We start from the raw sequence: 16,162 nt of genomic DNA on the forward strand, positions 1-16,162 counted from the left end.
CAGAGCATGGATTTCACCGACCCGAACCTGCGGACCGTACCCGTCAGCCTGGTGGACGTCTCCAGCTATCTGCCCGGCGATCCGGTGGGCACGGAGTACTTCACGCAGTTCTCGCGTTCCGAGCGGATGGCCAAGAACGTCATGTTCCGCGCCCCGAAGGCTCGCCACCACGTGCAGCGTGACGAGACGGCGGTCGACATGGTGGAGCGTGCGGTCGCACCGTTGATCGACCGCCATGGCGCACAGGAGCTTTCGACCATCGATGTGCTGCTGACCCACACCCAGCTGCCGGACAATCCGGTGATGGGCTGCGGCGCGGAGGTGGCCCGGCGGCTGAACATGCGGCCGCGCTGGGTGTTCGACGTGCACAACGGCGGCTGCGCGGCCTTCGTGCACATGATGGAGCTGGCCCGCACCATCCTGCGCTCCACCGACGCGCGCACCGCGCTCATCTTGGCCACGCAGAACTGCGCGGGGCCGGTGTTCACCCAGTCCGAGATCCGCGGGCTCGCCCAGGCACCCGTGCCCGGGGATGGTTGTGGCGCAGGGCTTCTCGTGAAGAACAATGCCGCGCCCATTCTCGATGTGGAATGCCGCACCTATCCCGAGTTCGCCGGCGACATGGAGTTCAGCACCGGGTCCGAGCGCAGGTACTGGGAGCCGGGCGAAGGCCAGGGCTGCGTCTCCTTCACCGAATCCAAAGTGGCCAAGGTGTTCTCGCGCGGCAACCGGCTGGTGCCGGAGGTCGCGCTGGCGGTCTGCGATCGGATCGGCGTGAAGGGCCGCGACATCGACACCTTCGTCACCAATCAGCCCAACCGGCTGTTCCTGCGCAACTGGCACGATGCGCTGGAGCTGCCCGCCGAACGACACCCCGACACCTTCGACGAATGCGGAAACCTGTTCGCGGCAGGCATTCCCGTCACCCTCGACACCGAGAACCGGGCGGGCCGGTTGCGCAACGGGTCGATCGTGCTGATGTCGGCCTTCGCCCATGCCGGGGACTTCGCGGGCGCGGCGGCCGTACGGTGGGGCGCGGCGGTATGAGTGCGCACCCCGCCGCACCGCAGGAGGCGTCACTCTCGCAGGCACCGCGCTTCGACGCGGTGCGCTTCGACCTGACGCTGAGTGAAAACCCGTTTCCGCCACTGCCTTCCGTGAGCGACGCGGTGGAGGAATGCCTGTCGCGGGCGAACCGGTATCCGGAGTTCCTGCCGCGAGTGCTGCCGCGTGTCGTCGCCGATCATCTCGGGGTGGACGCCGAGCAGATCGTGGTGGGCTCCGGCGCGACCGGGGTGGCCATGCAGATCATGCAGACGCTGCCCGCCCGGGGTGATCGGTTCATCTTCGCGACGCCCACCTTCGACGGGTATCCGATCATGGCGAATCAGCTGGGGCTGAGCACAATTCAGGTGCCACTGGATTCGGCGGGCCGCCAGAACCTGTGGTCCATGGCGCGGGCGGTGGACGAGCGCACCGGGCTGATCGCGGTGTGCCGGCCGCACAATCCGACCGGCACCGTGGTCCCGGCCAGTGAGCTGAAGGGCTTCCTGTATTCGATTCCCGCGCACGTCCCCGTGATCCTGGATGAGGCGTACGTCGAATTCCTCGGCGCGAGTGACACTCTCGATGTGGTGGAGCTGGTACGCAGGCACCCCAATGTGATCGTGCTGCGCACCTTCTCCAAGGCGTACGGGCTGGCCGGGCTGCGCATCGGGTACGGCTTCGGGTCGGCGGAACTGCTGGCGCGGGTGCGGCGGCTGCAACTGCCGTTCGGCATGCCGGAGACGGCGGTGGCGGCCGTGCGCGCCTCCTATGCCGCGGAAGCCGAACTGGGCGAACGCATTCTGCGCATCACCACGCAGCGGGAGCTGCTGCGGAACGCGTTGCGGCGGCACGGTATCCGGGTGCCGCGCAGCAGCGGCAACTTCCTGTTCCTGCCGGGCAGCGATATCGCGGCCACGCTCACACATGCCGGGATCGCGGTGAAACGCTATCCCGACGGGAGCGCGCGCATCGCGGTCGGCGATCCGGATGCCGATCGCGCGGTGCTGCGCGCCCTGGCCGGGCCGCACGATGCGCTGCGGGGCGAGGACAGCCGGATGCTGTCCGTCACGGTGCGGTCCGAGCCCAGCGCTGTGCGATCGCGGCACAGGTGATCAGCTGGATCTGATGGAAGATCATGAGCGGCAGCACGATCAGGCCGACCGGGGAGCCCGCGAACAGCACGGTGGCCATGGGCAGGCCGGTGGCGAGGCTCTTCTTGGATCCGCAGAACACCACCACGATCCGGTCGGCCCGCTCGAAGCCCAGCGCCTCGCCGAGGAAGGCCGTGGCGGCCAGCACGAGGGCCAGGATTACACAGCACACGGCGACCACGGCCAGAATCCGCCACGGCGACAGGGTGTTCCAGATGCCCTCCACCATGCCCGCGCTGAACGCCGCGTACACGACCAGCACGATGGATCCGCGATCCACCAGTTTCGTCGGCTCCGCGTAGCGGCGCAGGAAGCCGATCACCTTGGGCCGCAGCAACTGTCCGACGAAGAACGGGACCAGCAGCTGCAGCACGATGTCGAGGATGGCCGAGGGGTCCACCCTCGCCTGCCCGGTGGTGTTCATCAACAGGATCACCAGGGCGGGAGTCAGGAAGACGCCCAGCAGATTCGACACCGTGGCGCTCACGATCGCGCCCGCCACATTGCCCTTGGCGATGGAGGTGAACGCGATCGAGGACTGCACCGTGGACGGGATCAGGCACAGGAACAGCACACCGGTGTACAGGTCGTCGGTCAGCACGTGCGGCACCAGTAGTCGCGCGGCCAGGCCGATGATCGGGAACAGGACGAATGTGCAGGCCAGCACGGTGAGATGGAGTCGCCAGTGCTTCAGGCCCGCCAGCGCCTCCTGCGGGGACAGCCGGGTGCCGTACAGCAGAAACAGCAATGCGATGGCTATTTTCGTCAGCCAGTCCACCACCGTCGCCGCGTCACCCCGGGCCGGGAAAATGCTGGCCACGACGACAGCGCCGATGATCGACAGAATGAATCCGTCGATATAGAACTTGCTGAGAAATCGCACCCGCCCAACTTAAACACCCCAATTTATTTGGATTAACACCGGACCCGTACGACGGCGATACTGGGGGTGATCGACGTCCAGACGACTCCCGAGGGGGGATCGCCATGGTCACAGTGACCATCCAGGCCGCAGTCCCGGCCGCCGCGGACACGTGGGGGATTTCCGGACCGGCATTTCTCGGCTTCTACCTGCTCACGGCCCTGGCCGCCGCGGTGTACGGATTCACCCAGCGGGCCAGAATCATTCGCGACACCTCGCACACCCGCCCGCACGCGCATCCGCTCACCGTCACCGAGACGGCCATGCTGTTCGACGACCGCCGGCCGGTGCTCGCGGGGCTGGCGCAACTGCGCGGGCACGGCCTGATCAGTTCGGCGGGCACACCCACCCGCGGCCCCGACCGCATCACCGAACAGCCGCTCGACAGCTTCTCCAAGGCGCTGCTCGCCTACCTGCGCACCGGGCACAAGAAACACGTGCTGGCCATGTCCGGCGCGTCGACCGGTCCGCTGAAGACCCTGCGCAAGTCGCTGGTCGACCGCGGCTACCTGCTCAGCCCCGCGCAACAGCGGAGCCTGTTCCTGGCCGCGCTGCCGTTGGACGCACTGCTGGTGCTCGGCATCATCCGGATCGTGGCGGGCTCGGCCAACCACAAGCCGGTCGTCTTCCTGATTCTGGCCATGATCGGCGTCTTCATCCTGACCGTGCTCGTGATGCGCCCGGTCCGCCTGACCCAGCAGGGCCGCCGGACCCGGCAGGAAACCATGCAGCGCAACAGCCATCTGCGCCCCGGCAACTCGCCCGCCTACACCTCCTACGGCACGGACAGCGCCGCGCTGGCCGCCGCCCTCTTCGGCGCCGCCGTCATCTGGCAGCTCGATCCCGAACTCGCGGGCAACACCGGAACCATCTCCGCGAGCGGATCCGGCGGTTACAGCGGCTCCGGCAGCAGCTGCTCCGGCGGCGGCAGCGGGGGCGACGGTGGCGGAGGGGGAGGCGGCGGAGGCTGTGGCGGCGGTGGAGGAGGCTGTGGCGGATGAGCGCGACCCCGCAGCCCGGCTCGACCGGCACGCCACAATCTGGAGCAGGCGGCTCGCTGTCAGATGGCGGCCCGCTGATGGGCGGCGGCCTGCTGCCGAACGGCGGGATCGGTGTCGGCTGGCGGCGTGAAATCTGCGGCGTCATAGCGGGTTTGGAAGGCATCGGATTCTGCGAGGTGATCGCGGAGTCGCTGCCGTATGCCGGGCGGGCGCCGGGACGGCGCCGACCATCGGAGGGTTGGTCCGCGCTCGTCCGGCGGACGAGCGGGTGGACGCCGCGCGGACGCAACGCATCCGCGCCACGACAGCCGGGCGTACCCGTGCCGGAGGAACTGGAGGCGCTGCGTGCGACCGGGGTAGCTGTTGTGCCGCATGGAATTTCACTGTCACTCGGTGGAGCCGAAGGAGTCGATGCGCACCGGGTCGAGCATTTGGCCGATTGTGCGCGAGCGCTCGGGTCGCCGCTGGTGAGCGAGCACATCGCCTTCGTGCGGGCGGGCGGGATCGAGGCGGGGCATCTGCTGCCGGTGCCGCGCACCCGGGAGGCGCTGGATGTGCTGGCGCGCAACATCTCTCGTACGCAGGCGGAGCTCGAAGTGCCGCTGGCGGTCGAGAACATCGCGGCGCTGTTCGAGTGGCCGGACGCGGAGTTCACGGAGGCGGAGTTCCTGCGGGAGCTGGTGGATCGGACCGGCGTGTATCTACTGGTCGATATCGCGAACGTGTACGCCAACGCGCGCAACAGGTCTCGTGATCCGCTGACGGAGTTGCTCAGCCTGCCGACCGAGCGGATCGCGTACTGCCATGTGGCCGGAGGCCGCGAGGTAGGCGGGCGATATCACGACACGCATGTGCACGCGGTGCCCGCGGCGGTACTGGAGCTGGTCTCGGAGTTCACGGCACGCAATCCGGTGCCGCTCATGCTGGAGCGGGATGGAAACTATCCGCCCGCAGGCGAACTCGTGGCGGAGTTGGCCGCCATCGCCGCGGCAGCGGGGCGGCCCGAGGTGACGCTGCGGGCAGGTGCGCTATCGGCATGAGCGACACCATTGGTACCAGCGATGCCGCCGGTATGAGCGACCCTCCCGGCCCGACGGCCCCGGGCATGCTGGCACAGCAGCAGGCGGCGCTGGTGCGAGCCCTGGTGGCGGGCGGGGAGATTCCGCCCGGGTTCGACCGGGCCGACATCACGGCCACCGTGAAGGCGCTGCTGCACAAGCGGGCCGAGGAGGTCGCCGCCCGGTACCCCCTGCTGGCCCACGAGTGCGGGCCCGGCTTCGCCGCGAAGTACACGGCCTGGGCGCACGCTCGCCCGAAGATCAGTACGGCCGCCGACGCCGAGGCCTTCGCCGCCGATCACGATCTGGCTTCCCACAGACCGCGCCGCCGCCTGCGCGACCTGTTTCGCTGACCCGAACCCGGTAACTCCGCAGTTGCCTGGCGGACGATTCATGCGCGAGTGCTAATGTCGCGATGAGTTTGCCGCGATGTTTCCAGACCACTCGAAAGGAAGTCCGATGACGACCACCGAGCACCGGGTTCACGCAGGTCACGACCATATCCACGGCCCGTCCTGCGGTCACGACGCCTTCACCCACGGCGACCACACCGACTACATCCACGACGGCCACATCCACCGCGAGCACGACGGCCACTTCGACGAGTGCGAGACCACCGGCCACGTCACTCACGACCACGCCGACCACACCCACGGCGCTGATTGCGGCCATGTAGCTGTCCAGCACGGCGACCACGTCGACTACATCCACGACGGCCACCGCCACGCCGCCCACGACGGTCACTACGACGACCACTGATCCGGCGGATCCGCCCTGTCGTTCCGGCATACTTGTGGCCGGAACGACGGGGCGGATCCGGGCCGCGAAGCGAGCCGGAGCGACGGGTTACGCCGCGCGAGTTCGTGAACGCGAGGATATGAATATGCCGTTCCTCCGCCATGATCCGCAGCGCGGATTCCGCGCGAATGCCGCGCCCGCCCTGGGTACCGCGAGTAGGGTGCTGTTCCGATTCACCGTCGCCGGGCGTGAGTTCGTGCTCCGGCAGACCGTCATCGAACCGGGTGGCGACAGTGGCTGGCATTTTCACGACGGCACGCTGTGGGTCCTGGTCACCGGAAGCGCCCTCGATCACCCCGGCATGAACTGTGCGCCGGTGGTCAAGCGCCCGTGGCGGATCTTCCGGGAGCCGCGTGGCCGCGAGCACGCCCACCTGGCCCGCAACAGTGGCCGGAAACCCTTGACACTGACCGTCTTCTACGTCAATCCGGCCGGCAGCCCACTGTCCCGTCCGGTCGCCCCGCCACCGTGCGCAGCCGAGCCGAGCAGGAGCGACCCCGACCGCTGAGGCATGCTGGCCTGATGATCGAGGTCGTCACGGTAACCACCGAACAGGAACTGTCCGACGCCTACGCCGTCCGCGTGCGGGTTTTCGTGGACGAGCAGGGCGTCCCGGAGGAAGAGGAGCTCGACGCCCTCGACGCGACCGCCGACCACTTCCTCGCCAGCCTGGACGGCAAGCCCGCCGGAGCCGGTCGCATGATCGTCCGCGACGAGGTGGGAATCCTCGGCCGCCTGGCCGTACTGAAGGAAGCCCGCGGAACCGGCCTCGGCGTGGCGCTGGTTCGCGCCATCGAGAATCGCGTCCGCGAACGGGGCCTGGCCACCGTCGAACTGCACTCGCAGACCCACGCCCAGGGTTTCTACGAACGCCTCGGCTACGCGGCCTACGGGGAGATCGGCATGGACGCGGGCATCCCGCACATCTGGATGCGCAAGGCGCTCGACGGCGACTGAAAGATCAGTGCGCGGGGGTTTCGCAGGTGCTGCGGAGTGAGCAGCCGCCACAGGCGCTGCCGCAACCGCCGACGGCGGCGGGGGCCGGGAAGGCCTTCGCCACCGCGTTGCCCGCCGCGGCCGCGCCCGCGCCGAGGGTGAAGACGGCGACCACGACGGCCAGGGCGGGCACGAGGAGGGCGACGAAGCCGGAGGAGATCAGGGCGACCGCGGCACTGGCGGCCAGCAGGATGCCCGCGACGATCGAGGTCGGGGCGGCGACCTTGTTTGCTAGCCGGTAGGACTCCTCGGAGCGCATCACGTCGTCGGTGTGCACGCCCACGAAGCGGTTGGGCGGCAGCGTCCCGGTGAATCCGAGTACCCCGGTGACCACGGCCACCGCCGACAGCGCGAAGAGAATCAAGGCCACCACGATCACTCCTACAAGCTACTGCACCGCCCGGCGGCGACCGACCGGCCCCGCCCCGCGAAGTGGGCTGCGGCACACCGCGCATCCGCCGCCGGCGGCAACCCGCGCGCGGCGCGCGGGCGACACGACGGCGGTGGGGGTGCGAGGTTCCGACCCTTTTTGGGGCCTGGGTGGGCGACGCTTTACCCTGGTGAGCGACCTTATCGGGGATCGGCAAGCAGAAGGCAGGACCGTGCAGGACATTCGTGCAACCGACACACCCACCGCGGGCGCGGCGGGGGCCAATGATGTCCCGGCACACCGCTACAACGCCGACCTCGCCGGACGCGTCGAGCAGAAGTGGCAGCGGAACTGGCAGGAGCGCGGCACGTTCTACGCGCCGAATCCGGTCGGCCCGCTGGCCGGTGCCACGCCCGCCGACAAGCTGTTCATCCAGGACATGTTCCCGTACCCGTCGGGCGCGGGCCTGCACGTCGGGCATCCGCTGGGCTATATCGCCACCGACGTGTTCGCGCGGTACCACCGCATGCACGGCCGAAATGTGCTGCACGCCCTGGGTTATGACGCCTTCGGCCTGCCCGCCGAGCAGTACGCGGTGCAAACCGGCGCGCACCCGCGCGTGACCACCGAGTCGAATATCGCCACCATGCAGCGGCAGCTGGATCGTCTGGGCCTGGGCCACGATCGCCGCCGCTCCTTCGCGACCACCGATCCCGAGTACTACCGGTGGACGCAGTGGATCTTCCTGCGCATCTACAACGCCTGGTTCGACGAGGGCCAGGGCAAGGCCCGGCCGATCACCGAACTGATCAGCGAGTTCGAATCCGGCAAGCGCAGCGACAAGGGCCGCGCCTGGTCGGAGATGTCCCCCTCCGAGCGCACCACGCTGATCGACTCGTATCGCCTGGTCTACCAGACGGATTCGATGGTCAACTGGTGCCCGGGGCTGGGCACGGTGCTGTCCAACGAGGAGGTCACCGCCGACGGCCGCTCCGAGCGCGGCAACTTCCCGGTGTTCCGCAAGCGCCTGTGGCAGTGGATGATGCGCATCACCGCCTACTCCGACCGCCTGGTCGACGACCTGGACGAGCTGGACTGGCCGGAGAACGTGAAGGCCATGCAGCGCAACTGGATCGGCCGTTCGCGCGGCGCGCAGGTGCGCTTCGAGGCGGGCAGCGACACCATCGAGGTCTTCACCACCCGCCCCGATACCCTGTTCGGCGCCACCTACGTGGTGCTGGCCCCCGAGCACGACCTGGTCGACAAGCTGACCGCCGCCGAATACGCGGCGGGCACCGATGCCCGCTGGATCGGCGAGGGCGGCACGCCGGCGGAAGCCGTTGCGGCCTACCGCAAGTCGATCGCGGCCAAGTCCGATCTGGAGCGCCAGGAGAGCAAGGAGAAGACCGGCGTCTTCCTGGGCTCCCACGCCACCAATCCGATCAACGGCGCGCGCCTGCCCATCTTCATCGCCGACTACGTGCTGAGCGGCTACGGCACCGGCGCGATCATGGCCGTCCCCGGTCACGATCAGCGCGACTGGGAGTTCGCCACCGCCTTCGGCCTGCCGATCGTGGAAGTCATCGCGGGCGGCGACATCTCGGAGTCCGCCTACTCCGGCGACGGCGCACTGGTGAACTCCGGTTTCCTGGACGGCATGGATGTCGAGGCCGCCAAGGCGCGCATCATCACCCAGCTGGAAGCCGACGGCCACGGTTTCGGCAAGATCCAGTACAAGCTGCGCGACTGGCTGTTCGCCCGCCAGCGCTACTGGGGCGAGCCCTTCCCGATCGTCTACGACGAGGACGGCGCGCCGCACGCCCTGCCCGAATCCATGCTGCCGGTGCTGCTGCCGGAGATGGAGGACTTCGCCCCGGTCACCTTCGACCCGGACGACGCGAACTCCGAGCCGTCCCCGCCGCTGGCGAAGGCCACCGACTGGGTGCACGTGGAACTGGATCTGGGCGACGGCCCCAAGAAGTACCGCCGCGACACCAATGTCATGCCCAACTGGGCGGGCAGCTCCTGGTATCAGCTGCGCTACGCGGATCCGACCAATACCGAGGCGTTCTGCGCGCCGGAGAACGAGCAGTACTGGCTGGGCCCGCGCCCGGCCGAGCACGGCCCGAAGGATCCGGGCGGCGTCGATCTGTACGTCGGCGGTGTCGAGCACGCGGTGCTGCACCTGCTGTACGCCCGCTTCTGGCAGAAGGTCCTGTTCGACCTGGGTGACGTGTCCGGCTACGAGCCGTATCGCCGCCTGTTCAACCAGGGCTACATCCAGGCCTTCGCCTACACCGACGAGCGCGGCGCGTACATCCCGGCCGCCGAGGTCGTCGAGCGCGACGGAAAGTTCTTCTGGACCAACACCTCCGGCACGGAGATCGAGGTCTTCCAGGAGTACGGCAAGATCGGCAAGTCGCTGAAGAACGCCATCTCCCCCGACGAGATGTGCGATCTGTACGGCGCGGACACCTTCCGCTTCTACGAGATGTCGATGGGCCCGCTGGACACCTCACGTCCGTGGTCCACCAAGGATGTCGTGGGCGCGCACCGCTTCCTGCAGCGGGCCTGGCGGCTGGCGGTGGACGAGGAGTCCGGCGCGATCAAGGTGACCGACGAGGAGCCCACGCCGGAAACCCTGCGCCTGCTGCACAAGACGATCGCCGGCGTGGACGACGACTACGCCAACCTGCGCGACAACACCGCGGGCGCGAAGCTGATCGAGCTGACCAACCACCTGACCAAGGCCTACCCGGCGGGCGCGCCGCGCTCGGTGGTGGAGCCGCTGGTCCTGATGCTGGCCCCCATGTCCCCGCATATCGCGGAGGAACTGTGGGAGCGCCTGGGCCACACCACCGCCCTGGCCCACGGCCCGTTCCCGGTCGCGGATCCGGCTCTGCTGGTGGCGGATTCGGTCGAGTACCCGATTCAGGTCAACGGCAAGGTCCGCAGCCGGGTGAGCGTCCCCGCCGACGCCGACCAGGCCGCGGTACAGGCCGCCGCCCTGGCCGACGAGAAGATCGCCGAACTGCTGGGCGGCAAGGACCCGCGCAAGATCATCGTGGTGCCCGGCCGCCTGGTGAACATCGTCGCCTGACCCATCCGGCTACGCACCGGCGGAAGATTAGGGCACCCGCCCGATAGTGGTCCGCCGGTGCGCGAATTAGCTTCGGAGACATGAGAAAAGCAGGCACTTTCCTCGGCGCGGCCCTGCTCAGCGCGGCGGCCGTGGTGTCGGGTTCCGGCACCGCGTCCGCCTCCACCTGGGTCGATCCCGCCGAATACCTGGTCGGCGACACCGTGTATTTCGCGGGCACCATGGGCGGCTGCACGATCAAACCGAACGGTGATGTCGGCTGCGATCTGAACGGCACCGGAACCTGGTACTTCATCCCGGTCAAAGATCTCGCCATCGACGTCGCCTTCCTCCCCGCGCACCCCACCTTCGGCGCTTTCGGCCGCTACTCGCGTCCCGGCGCCAAGGGCATGCCCATGAACGAAACCTCGATGATCAACTACGCGGGCGCCACCTGCGTCAACAGCCCCGCCCCCGAATACCGCATCACCTGCGACTCCAAGGGCCACGGGTTCTCCTACGGCGTCGGCGGCACCCGCGTCTACTGACCCACACTGCGCGACAACAGAATTCGGGCCCGGTACGCGGGTACGCACCGGGCCCGATCGTTCGTCATACAGCGCGGGCCGGTTCGCTGCGGTAGCGGGAGGCGGGGCCGTCGATGCGGCAGATCTTCCACAGCAGCTTGGCCGGCGGGTTCATCAGTTTCAGTTCTCCGGCGAGCATGCGCACGTCGGCGAAGAAGCCGCGCAGCGTCTTTCGTGCTTCCGGGCTGCGCCAGAAGACGTCGCGGACCACCCAGCGGGGCACGTCGCAGTCCTGCCGGAATCTGCGGGTGGGTACGGCGATGAGGTCGCAGATGATGCGCATGGTCGGCGCGAAGACCACGGACAGGATCAGTTTGTGAACGGGTCCGAGTTCGGGCACGTGCTGTTCGAGGTAGCGGTGCGCGAAGCTGATGTGCCGGGCTTCCTCGGCGACGTGAATGGACATGACGCGCTCGAGCATGGGGTGGGTGCGTTCGCCGCCGCGCAGGACGGTTTTCTGCGCGTGGTCGATGGGTTCCTCACCGGCCAGCACCATGACGAAGAACCATTCCGGGAAGAAGGACGCCAGGAAGGGCACGAGCGGCCCGACCACCCGGACCCAGGGCCGCATGCCGGGCGTATCCATGCCCATGCGGTTCACGACCTCCTGGAACATCATGGTGTGGTTGCACTCTTCGACGGCTTCGTGTGTGCAGTACCGGAATTCGGGTGAGCCGTTGGGCAGCGCGAACACGTACTGCATGAGCCCGCGGATGAGCAGGTTCTCGAATTGCAGGCCGACCTTGGCCACATTGGCCTGTCGCCACATGCCGATGTGGATCTGCCGTTCCCGCGGCAGGGCCTGGTACCAGGGGTGGGCGCCGAACGGGTCGGTGGGCGGCAGGATCCAGCGGTCGTCGTCACGCCGTACCGCGAAGTCCGGATGGTCCCAGTCGATGTCGATGTACGGGTCGAAGCGCTTGTGCACGGATCCGTACGAGAGGGTGCTCAGCGTTTCGGTGTAGTCGTCGGAGGGCGTGAGTGCCTTCATCAGGTTCTCCCTAACCTTTGATCGCGACATCATGTCGCACTCATGCCGAAGGTACAGCTGTGGACATGCGAAAACAAGGGTGATCGCGACACGATGTCGCAAACAAAGGGATACCTGGAGATCAGGCGTCGAATCGGGCGGGCGGCGCGGCCAGCAGTTCCGCGATGGGCAGGTTCGGATCGACGACGAAGCCCCGGCTGCGCGCGTGCCCGTCCACCAGGTACCAGATCGAGTCGGTGAGCACCCGCGTCACCTCGGCCGCGTCCAGACCCGGCGGCCTGGTGTCGAGCCAGCGGGTCACCGCCCCGTCGACCAGCGAGACGATCCCGAAGGAGGCGGCGTCGATACCCGCGTGCTCCAGATCCACCACCGCCGCCGCCATCGTGAACAGATCCGAAACACGCTGCCCGATAGCGGCTTTCGTGCCCGTCACGACGGCTCTGCCCGCGAGGTCACCGCTGCCGGGCCCGCGTTCGACCCAGTCGTGCAGCCGGGCGTGCACCGACACCCACCCCACATAGGTATCGACGATCCGGAAGACGGTGTCCCACAGGCTTTCCGCCGGATCGAAGTCCGGCATCACCAGCTCGACCACGCTGTCCACCGCGAACTCGCGGGTTTTGGCGTCCAGATCCCCGCGGTCACTGAAATGCCGGTACACGACCGATCGCTTCAGCCCGGCACGGTCGGCGATCAACTGCAGCGGGATGTCCGCGCCCGGCTCGGATTCCTCGATCAGCTCGATGTACGCGGCGATGACGGCGCGACGGCGTTCGGCATTGTGATCGCCCCAGCGACCACCCGCCACTTCCGCCCTGTCCACAGCCATGGGATAGAGCATTCCATGCCCGCGCGACCGGGTGTATCCGGCTAGGCGGGCGGCAGCAGGACGTCGTTGAGCGTCACCATCGACAGGTTGCGTTCCCGGATGATGTCGGCGAGCTGGTCGTAGCAGTGCGTGACCGCCGGGGCGTTGGCGTGCCCGATGACGATGGTCTGCGGGTTGAAATACTCTCTCGCGCACTGCAACAGGTATTCCTCGGTGATGACGCCGGAGTCCGAGAGCGAGCCGTACCACATGGTCGGCACCGTGTACCCCTGATCGGCGGCGATCTTGTCCACCGTGCCGTTGTGCCTGCCGAACGGCGGACGGAAATACGGTGTGCCGTCCACGCCGAAGTTGTTGCGCAGGAAGGTCTTCGAACGGCTCAGCTGATCCGCGACGGCCGCCGAGGAGATCGCCGTCAGGTCGGCGTGATCCCAGGTGTGGTTGGCCAGCTGGATCTGACCCGAGTCCACCAGCGGCCGCAGCGCATCGCGGTGCGTGGTCCACGAGTCGTAGTACGCGGTCACGAAGAAGGTGAAGCGCGCGCCGGTGTCCTTCGCGAACTTGATGTACGCACCGACCACCTCGGGGCTCGCCCCGTCGTCGACGGTGAGCGCCATGCTGTTGCCCGCACCCGGCAGCGCGGTGATGGTGCCGGCGGGAATGCGGGTCTTCGGACCGGTCGGCGGCGCGGGCAGCGACTTCGCGCCGGCGCCCGAACCCGACGGGAAGTTGTCCGGCAGCCCGAACGGCTGGCCGCCGCCGGAGCCGCTCTCCAGCGGATCGCTGTGCGCCTGGCTGCAACCGGTCAATACCGCCGCGGTGCCGGCCGCGAGCAGGGTGAGCAGACCTCTTCTGTCCATCATGGGTGTCGTTCACTCCGAATAGGCGACGTGCTGCCGGAGAAGATCGTAATTGCGCGCGGCGGTCAGCGGGGGATGGGACGCAGCACAATCTCGGTGGGGTGGGCGTCACGCGGCGTCTCCACCGCGTTGCGGACGGCGCGGGCCACGGTGCCGGCGGTGAGGAATTCATCCGGCTGGTAGTCGCGCTGTTCGTCGGCGACGATGGCGCGCTGCATATCGGTGTCGATGCGGCCGGGGTGCACGGAGGTGACGCGCAGGCTCGGCTCCTCCAGGCGCAGCGCGTCGGCGAAGGCGCGCAGACCGAATTTGCTGGCCGCGTACACGCCCCACCCGGCGTTGGCGCGCAGTCCCGCACCCGAATTGATCAGCACCACATGGCCGTTGGCGGCGCGCAGGGCGGGCAGCAGCAGGCGTGTCAGCTCCGACACGGCTATCAGGTTGGCTTCCAAGGTATTCCGCCACTGTTCGACGGTGGAATCCGCTATGGTGCCCAGGTCGGCGATCCCGGCATTGTGCACCAACACGTCCAATCGGTCGATCGGCTCGACCGCGCGGGCCACCGCCGCGTAGTCGGTCAGCTCCACCGGCCACCCTGTGGCACCGGGCAATTCACCCAGAATCGGGTCGAGCGCCTCCGGTGTGCGCGCCCCCAGCAGCAGGCGATGCGAAGGCGCGAGTTCCCGCGCGATGGCGGCCCCGAGACCACGGCTCGCACCCGTGACGAGCGCGGTGGGTGCAACGTTGCTGGACTCCGCGGAATTCGGCATGTGATCACCGTAACCGGGCGCGGTATCGCGGCGATGCTCCGGGCGAGGCACGTACGTGGTTATCGACACAGCGGATTCACGAAGAAGGCGAACAGAGTGCGATCTGGCGACCAGGAGCCGTCCCCCAGCTACACCGAGCCCTCCACCTGCGAGACACACCACGGTCTCGCCACGCCGCACCCGTTACCCACCGACCCGCTGACCGCGGGCGGCTATGCCGGAACCGTCTCCACCATGCCGATCATCACGCGGTCCACCAGCCGTGCCCAGCGCGCGTACCTTCCGGTTCCGGCGCAAAATAGGGCGATGACGCAACCCGGATTCACGCCCACCCAGCTCGCGGCCCGCGCGGCCTACCTGCTGCGCGGCAACGATCTGGGGACCATGACCAGCGCCGCGCCCAAGCTGTATCCGCACATGTGGAGCTGGGACGCGGCATTCGTGGCGGTGGGCCTGGCGCCCCTGAGCGTGGAACGCGCCGCACTGGAATTGGACACGCTGCTGTCGGCGCAGTGGCGCAACGGGATGATCCCGCACATCGTGTTCGCCAATGGCGTGGACGGGTACTTCCCCGGGCCGTCGCGCTGGGAGTGTCGCCGCCTCGCCGCCGACGCGCCCGACGGACCCGACACCTCCGGCATCACCCAGCCGCCCGTGCACGCCATTGCGGTGCAACGGATTCTGGATCATTCCCGGCGGCACGGCCGGTCCACGCGTGCGGTCGCCGAGGATTTCCTGAATCGCCGCTGGCCCGACCTGATGCGCTGGCATCGCTGGCTCGCCTACGCCCGCGACCCCAAGCAGAACGGGCGCATCACCCTCTATCACGGGTGGGAATCCGGGATGGACAATTCGCCGCGCTGGGATCGCGCCTACGCGAACGTGATCCCCGGCCCCGACCTGCCGCCCTACGAGCGGGAGGATCTGCACGTGGTCGGTGACGCCACGCAGCGGCCCAGCGACCGCGAATACGACCGCTACATGTGGCTGGTCGAGCAGATGCGCCGCGCCGGCTACGACGACTATCAGCTCGCCTCCACCATGAGCTTCGCCGTCGAGGACGTCTTCGTCACCGCCATCTTCGCGCTGGCGTGCGATGTGCTCGCCAATATCGGCGAGGACTACAAGCAACCGCTGGCCGATGTGCGCGAGCTGTACCAGTGGGCCGACTACTTCCGCGCGGGCGTCATCGCGACGACCGACGCGCGCAGCGGCGCGGCGCGGGATTTCGATGTGCGCGCGGACAAGTGGATCGACACCGAGACCCTCGCCTGTTTCGCGCCGCTGCTGTGCGGCGGGCTCACCCGCGACGCCGAACGCCGGCTGCTGCGGCTGTTCGAGGGACCGCGCTGGTGCGGACATCCGGATCTGCGCTACGCGCTGCCGCCGTCGACCTCGCCCGTCGCCAAGGACTTCCGGCCGCGCGAGTACTGGCGCGGCCCGGTGTGGCCGGTGATGAGCTGGCTGTTCTCCTGGGTTTTCGCGCGCCGCGGCTGGGCCGAGCGTTCGTTCATGCTGCGCGCGGAGGGCCTGCGGCAGGCCAGTGACGGCACCTTCGCCGAGTACTACGAGCCGTTCACCGGTGAACCGCTGGGCAGCATGCAGCAGTCGTGGACGGCCGCCTCGGTGCTGGACTGGCTCGGATGACCATCATCATAATGATTGCAACTTCATAGCGAACACCACTGCGCCAATGCAACGCG

The 16,162-nt window shown here is 68.2% G+C and carries 17 protein-coding genes; 11 read left to right on the top strand and 6 right to left on the bottom strand.

The features are described from left to right. Positions 1-6: 6 nt before the first annotated feature. Entirely contained in the window at positions 7-1,047 is a 1,041-nt protein-coding gene (locus JK358_RS01465) for a 3-oxoacyl-ACP synthase III family protein (RefSeq protein ID WP_201942478.1), read from the top strand. Further along, on the top strand, positions 1,044-2,159 hold the full coding sequence (locus tag JK358_RS01470) for an aminotransferase class I/II-fold pyridoxal phosphate-dependent enzyme (RefSeq protein ID WP_201942481.1): 1,116 nt from the start codon (positions 1,044-1,046) through the stop codon (positions 2,157-2,159). Before JK358_RS01465 ends, JK358_RS01470 begins: the two co-directional genes overlap by 4 nt. Here the strand turns inward: JK358_RS01470 and JK358_RS01475 are convergent. Then, complete coding sequence (locus JK358_RS01475) at positions 2,113-3,081, bottom strand: bile acid:sodium symporter family protein (RefSeq protein ID WP_201942484.1); 969 nt, start codon at positions 3,079-3,081, stop codon at positions 2,113-2,115. The two genes, JK358_RS01470 and JK358_RS01475, sit on opposite strands and share 47 nt — an antisense overlap. A 104-nt stretch (positions 3,082-3,185) precedes the next feature. On the opposite strand from JK358_RS01475, the gene JK358_RS01480 reads away from it, so the two are divergent. The 6 genes from JK358_RS01480 (at position 3,186) to JK358_RS01505 (ending at position 6,934) form a co-directional block, all read left to right on the top strand. Continuing rightward, positions 3,186-4,121 carry a TIGR04222 domain-containing membrane protein gene (locus tag JK358_RS01480; RefSeq protein ID WP_201942487.1) on the top strand — a complete coding sequence of 312 codons (936 nt, stop codon included), beginning with the start codon at positions 3,186-3,188 and terminating at the stop codon, positions 4,119-4,121. Between the two features lie 77 nt (positions 4,122-4,198). After that, positions 4,199-5,161 (top strand): MbnB/TglH/ChrH family RiPP precursor modification enzyme, encoded by a 963-nt coding sequence (locus JK358_RS01485; RefSeq protein ID WP_201943740.1) that lies wholly within the window; start codon positions 4,199-4,201, stop codon positions 5,159-5,161. Then, positions 5,158-5,532 carry an SCO6045 C-terminal-like domain-containing protein gene (locus tag JK358_RS01490; RefSeq protein ID WP_201942490.1) on the top strand — a complete coding sequence of 125 codons (375 nt, stop codon included), beginning with the start codon at positions 5,158-5,160 and terminating at the stop codon, positions 5,530-5,532. Before JK358_RS01485 ends, JK358_RS01490 begins: the two co-directional genes overlap by 4 nt. A gap of 106 nt (positions 5,533-5,638) precedes the next feature. After that, positions 5,639-5,938, top strand: a complete 300-nt coding sequence (locus tag JK358_RS01495; protein ID WP_201942493.1) for a hypothetical protein — start codon at positions 5,639-5,641, stop codon at positions 5,936-5,938. Between the two features lie 124 nt (positions 5,939-6,062). Then, complete coding sequence (locus JK358_RS01500) at positions 6,063-6,485, top strand: cupin domain-containing protein (RefSeq protein ID WP_201942496.1); 423 nt, start codon at positions 6,063-6,065, stop codon at positions 6,483-6,485. 14 nt (positions 6,486-6,499) lie between these two features. Further along, complete coding sequence (locus JK358_RS01505; protein WP_201942499.1) at positions 6,500-6,934, top strand: GNAT family N-acetyltransferase; 435 nt, start codon at positions 6,500-6,502, stop codon at positions 6,932-6,934. A 4-nt stretch (positions 6,935-6,938) separates the two neighbouring features. Here the strand turns inward: JK358_RS01505 and JK358_RS01510 are convergent, their stop codons facing one another. Beyond that, positions 6,939-7,346 (bottom strand): SdpI family protein, encoded by a 408-nt coding sequence (locus tag JK358_RS01510; protein ID WP_307817223.1) that lies wholly within the window; start codon positions 7,344-7,346, stop codon positions 6,939-6,941. A 229-nt stretch (positions 7,347-7,575) separates the two neighbouring features. Between JK358_RS01510 and leuS the strand changes: the two genes are divergently transcribed. Both leuS and JK358_RS01520 read left to right on the top strand, forming a co-directional pair. Next, on the top strand, positions 7,576-10,443 hold the full coding sequence (gene leuS / locus JK358_RS01515) for a leucine--tRNA ligase (protein ID WP_201942505.1): 2,868 nt from the start codon (positions 7,576-7,578) through the stop codon (positions 10,441-10,443). Positions 10,444-10,523: 80 nt separating this feature from the next. Beyond that, on the top strand, positions 10,524-10,970 hold the full coding sequence (locus JK358_RS01520; protein WP_201942508.1) for a hypothetical protein: 447 nt from the start codon (positions 10,524-10,526) through the stop codon (positions 10,968-10,970). Positions 10,971-11,034: 64 nt separating this feature from the next. On the opposite strand, the gene JK358_RS01525 is transcribed toward JK358_RS01520, so the two are convergent. From JK358_RS01525 to JK358_RS01540, 4 genes are all read right to left on the bottom strand, one after another. Next, positions 11,035-12,030, bottom strand: coding sequence for an AurF N-oxygenase family protein (locus JK358_RS01525; RefSeq protein ID WP_201943742.1), 996 nt, complete (start codon positions 12,028-12,030; stop codon positions 11,035-11,037). A 91-nt stretch (positions 12,031-12,121) separates the two neighbouring features. Next, on the bottom strand, positions 12,122-12,829 hold the full coding sequence (locus tag JK358_RS01530; RefSeq protein WP_201942511.1) for a TetR/AcrR family transcriptional regulator: 708 nt from the start codon (positions 12,827-12,829) through the stop codon (positions 12,122-12,124). A 41-nt stretch (positions 12,830-12,870) separates the two neighbouring features. Beyond that, positions 12,871-13,689: a polysaccharide deacetylase family protein gene (locus JK358_RS01535; protein ID WP_201943744.1), complete on the bottom strand. Its 819-nt coding sequence runs from the start codon at positions 13,687-13,689 to the stop codon at positions 12,871-12,873. 65 nt (positions 13,690-13,754) lie between these two features. Continuing rightward, positions 13,755-14,459 (bottom strand): SDR family oxidoreductase, encoded by a 705-nt coding sequence (locus tag JK358_RS01540; RefSeq protein ID WP_201942514.1) that lies wholly within the window; start codon positions 14,457-14,459, stop codon positions 13,755-13,757. A gap of 306 nt (positions 14,460-14,765) precedes the next feature. Here JK358_RS01540 and ggh point away from each other — a divergent pair, with 306 nt between their 5' ends. Beyond that, entirely contained in the window at positions 14,766-16,106 is a 1,341-nt protein-coding gene (ggh, locus tag JK358_RS01545) for a glucosylglycerate hydrolase (protein ID WP_201943745.1), read from the top strand. Positions 16,107-16,162: the final 56 nt, after the last annotated feature.

It is taken from the genome of Nocardia acididurans (assembly GCF_016741815.1).
Classification (GTDB): domain Bacteria; phylum Actinomycetota; class Actinomycetes; order Mycobacteriales; family Mycobacteriaceae; genus Nocardia; species Nocardia acididurans.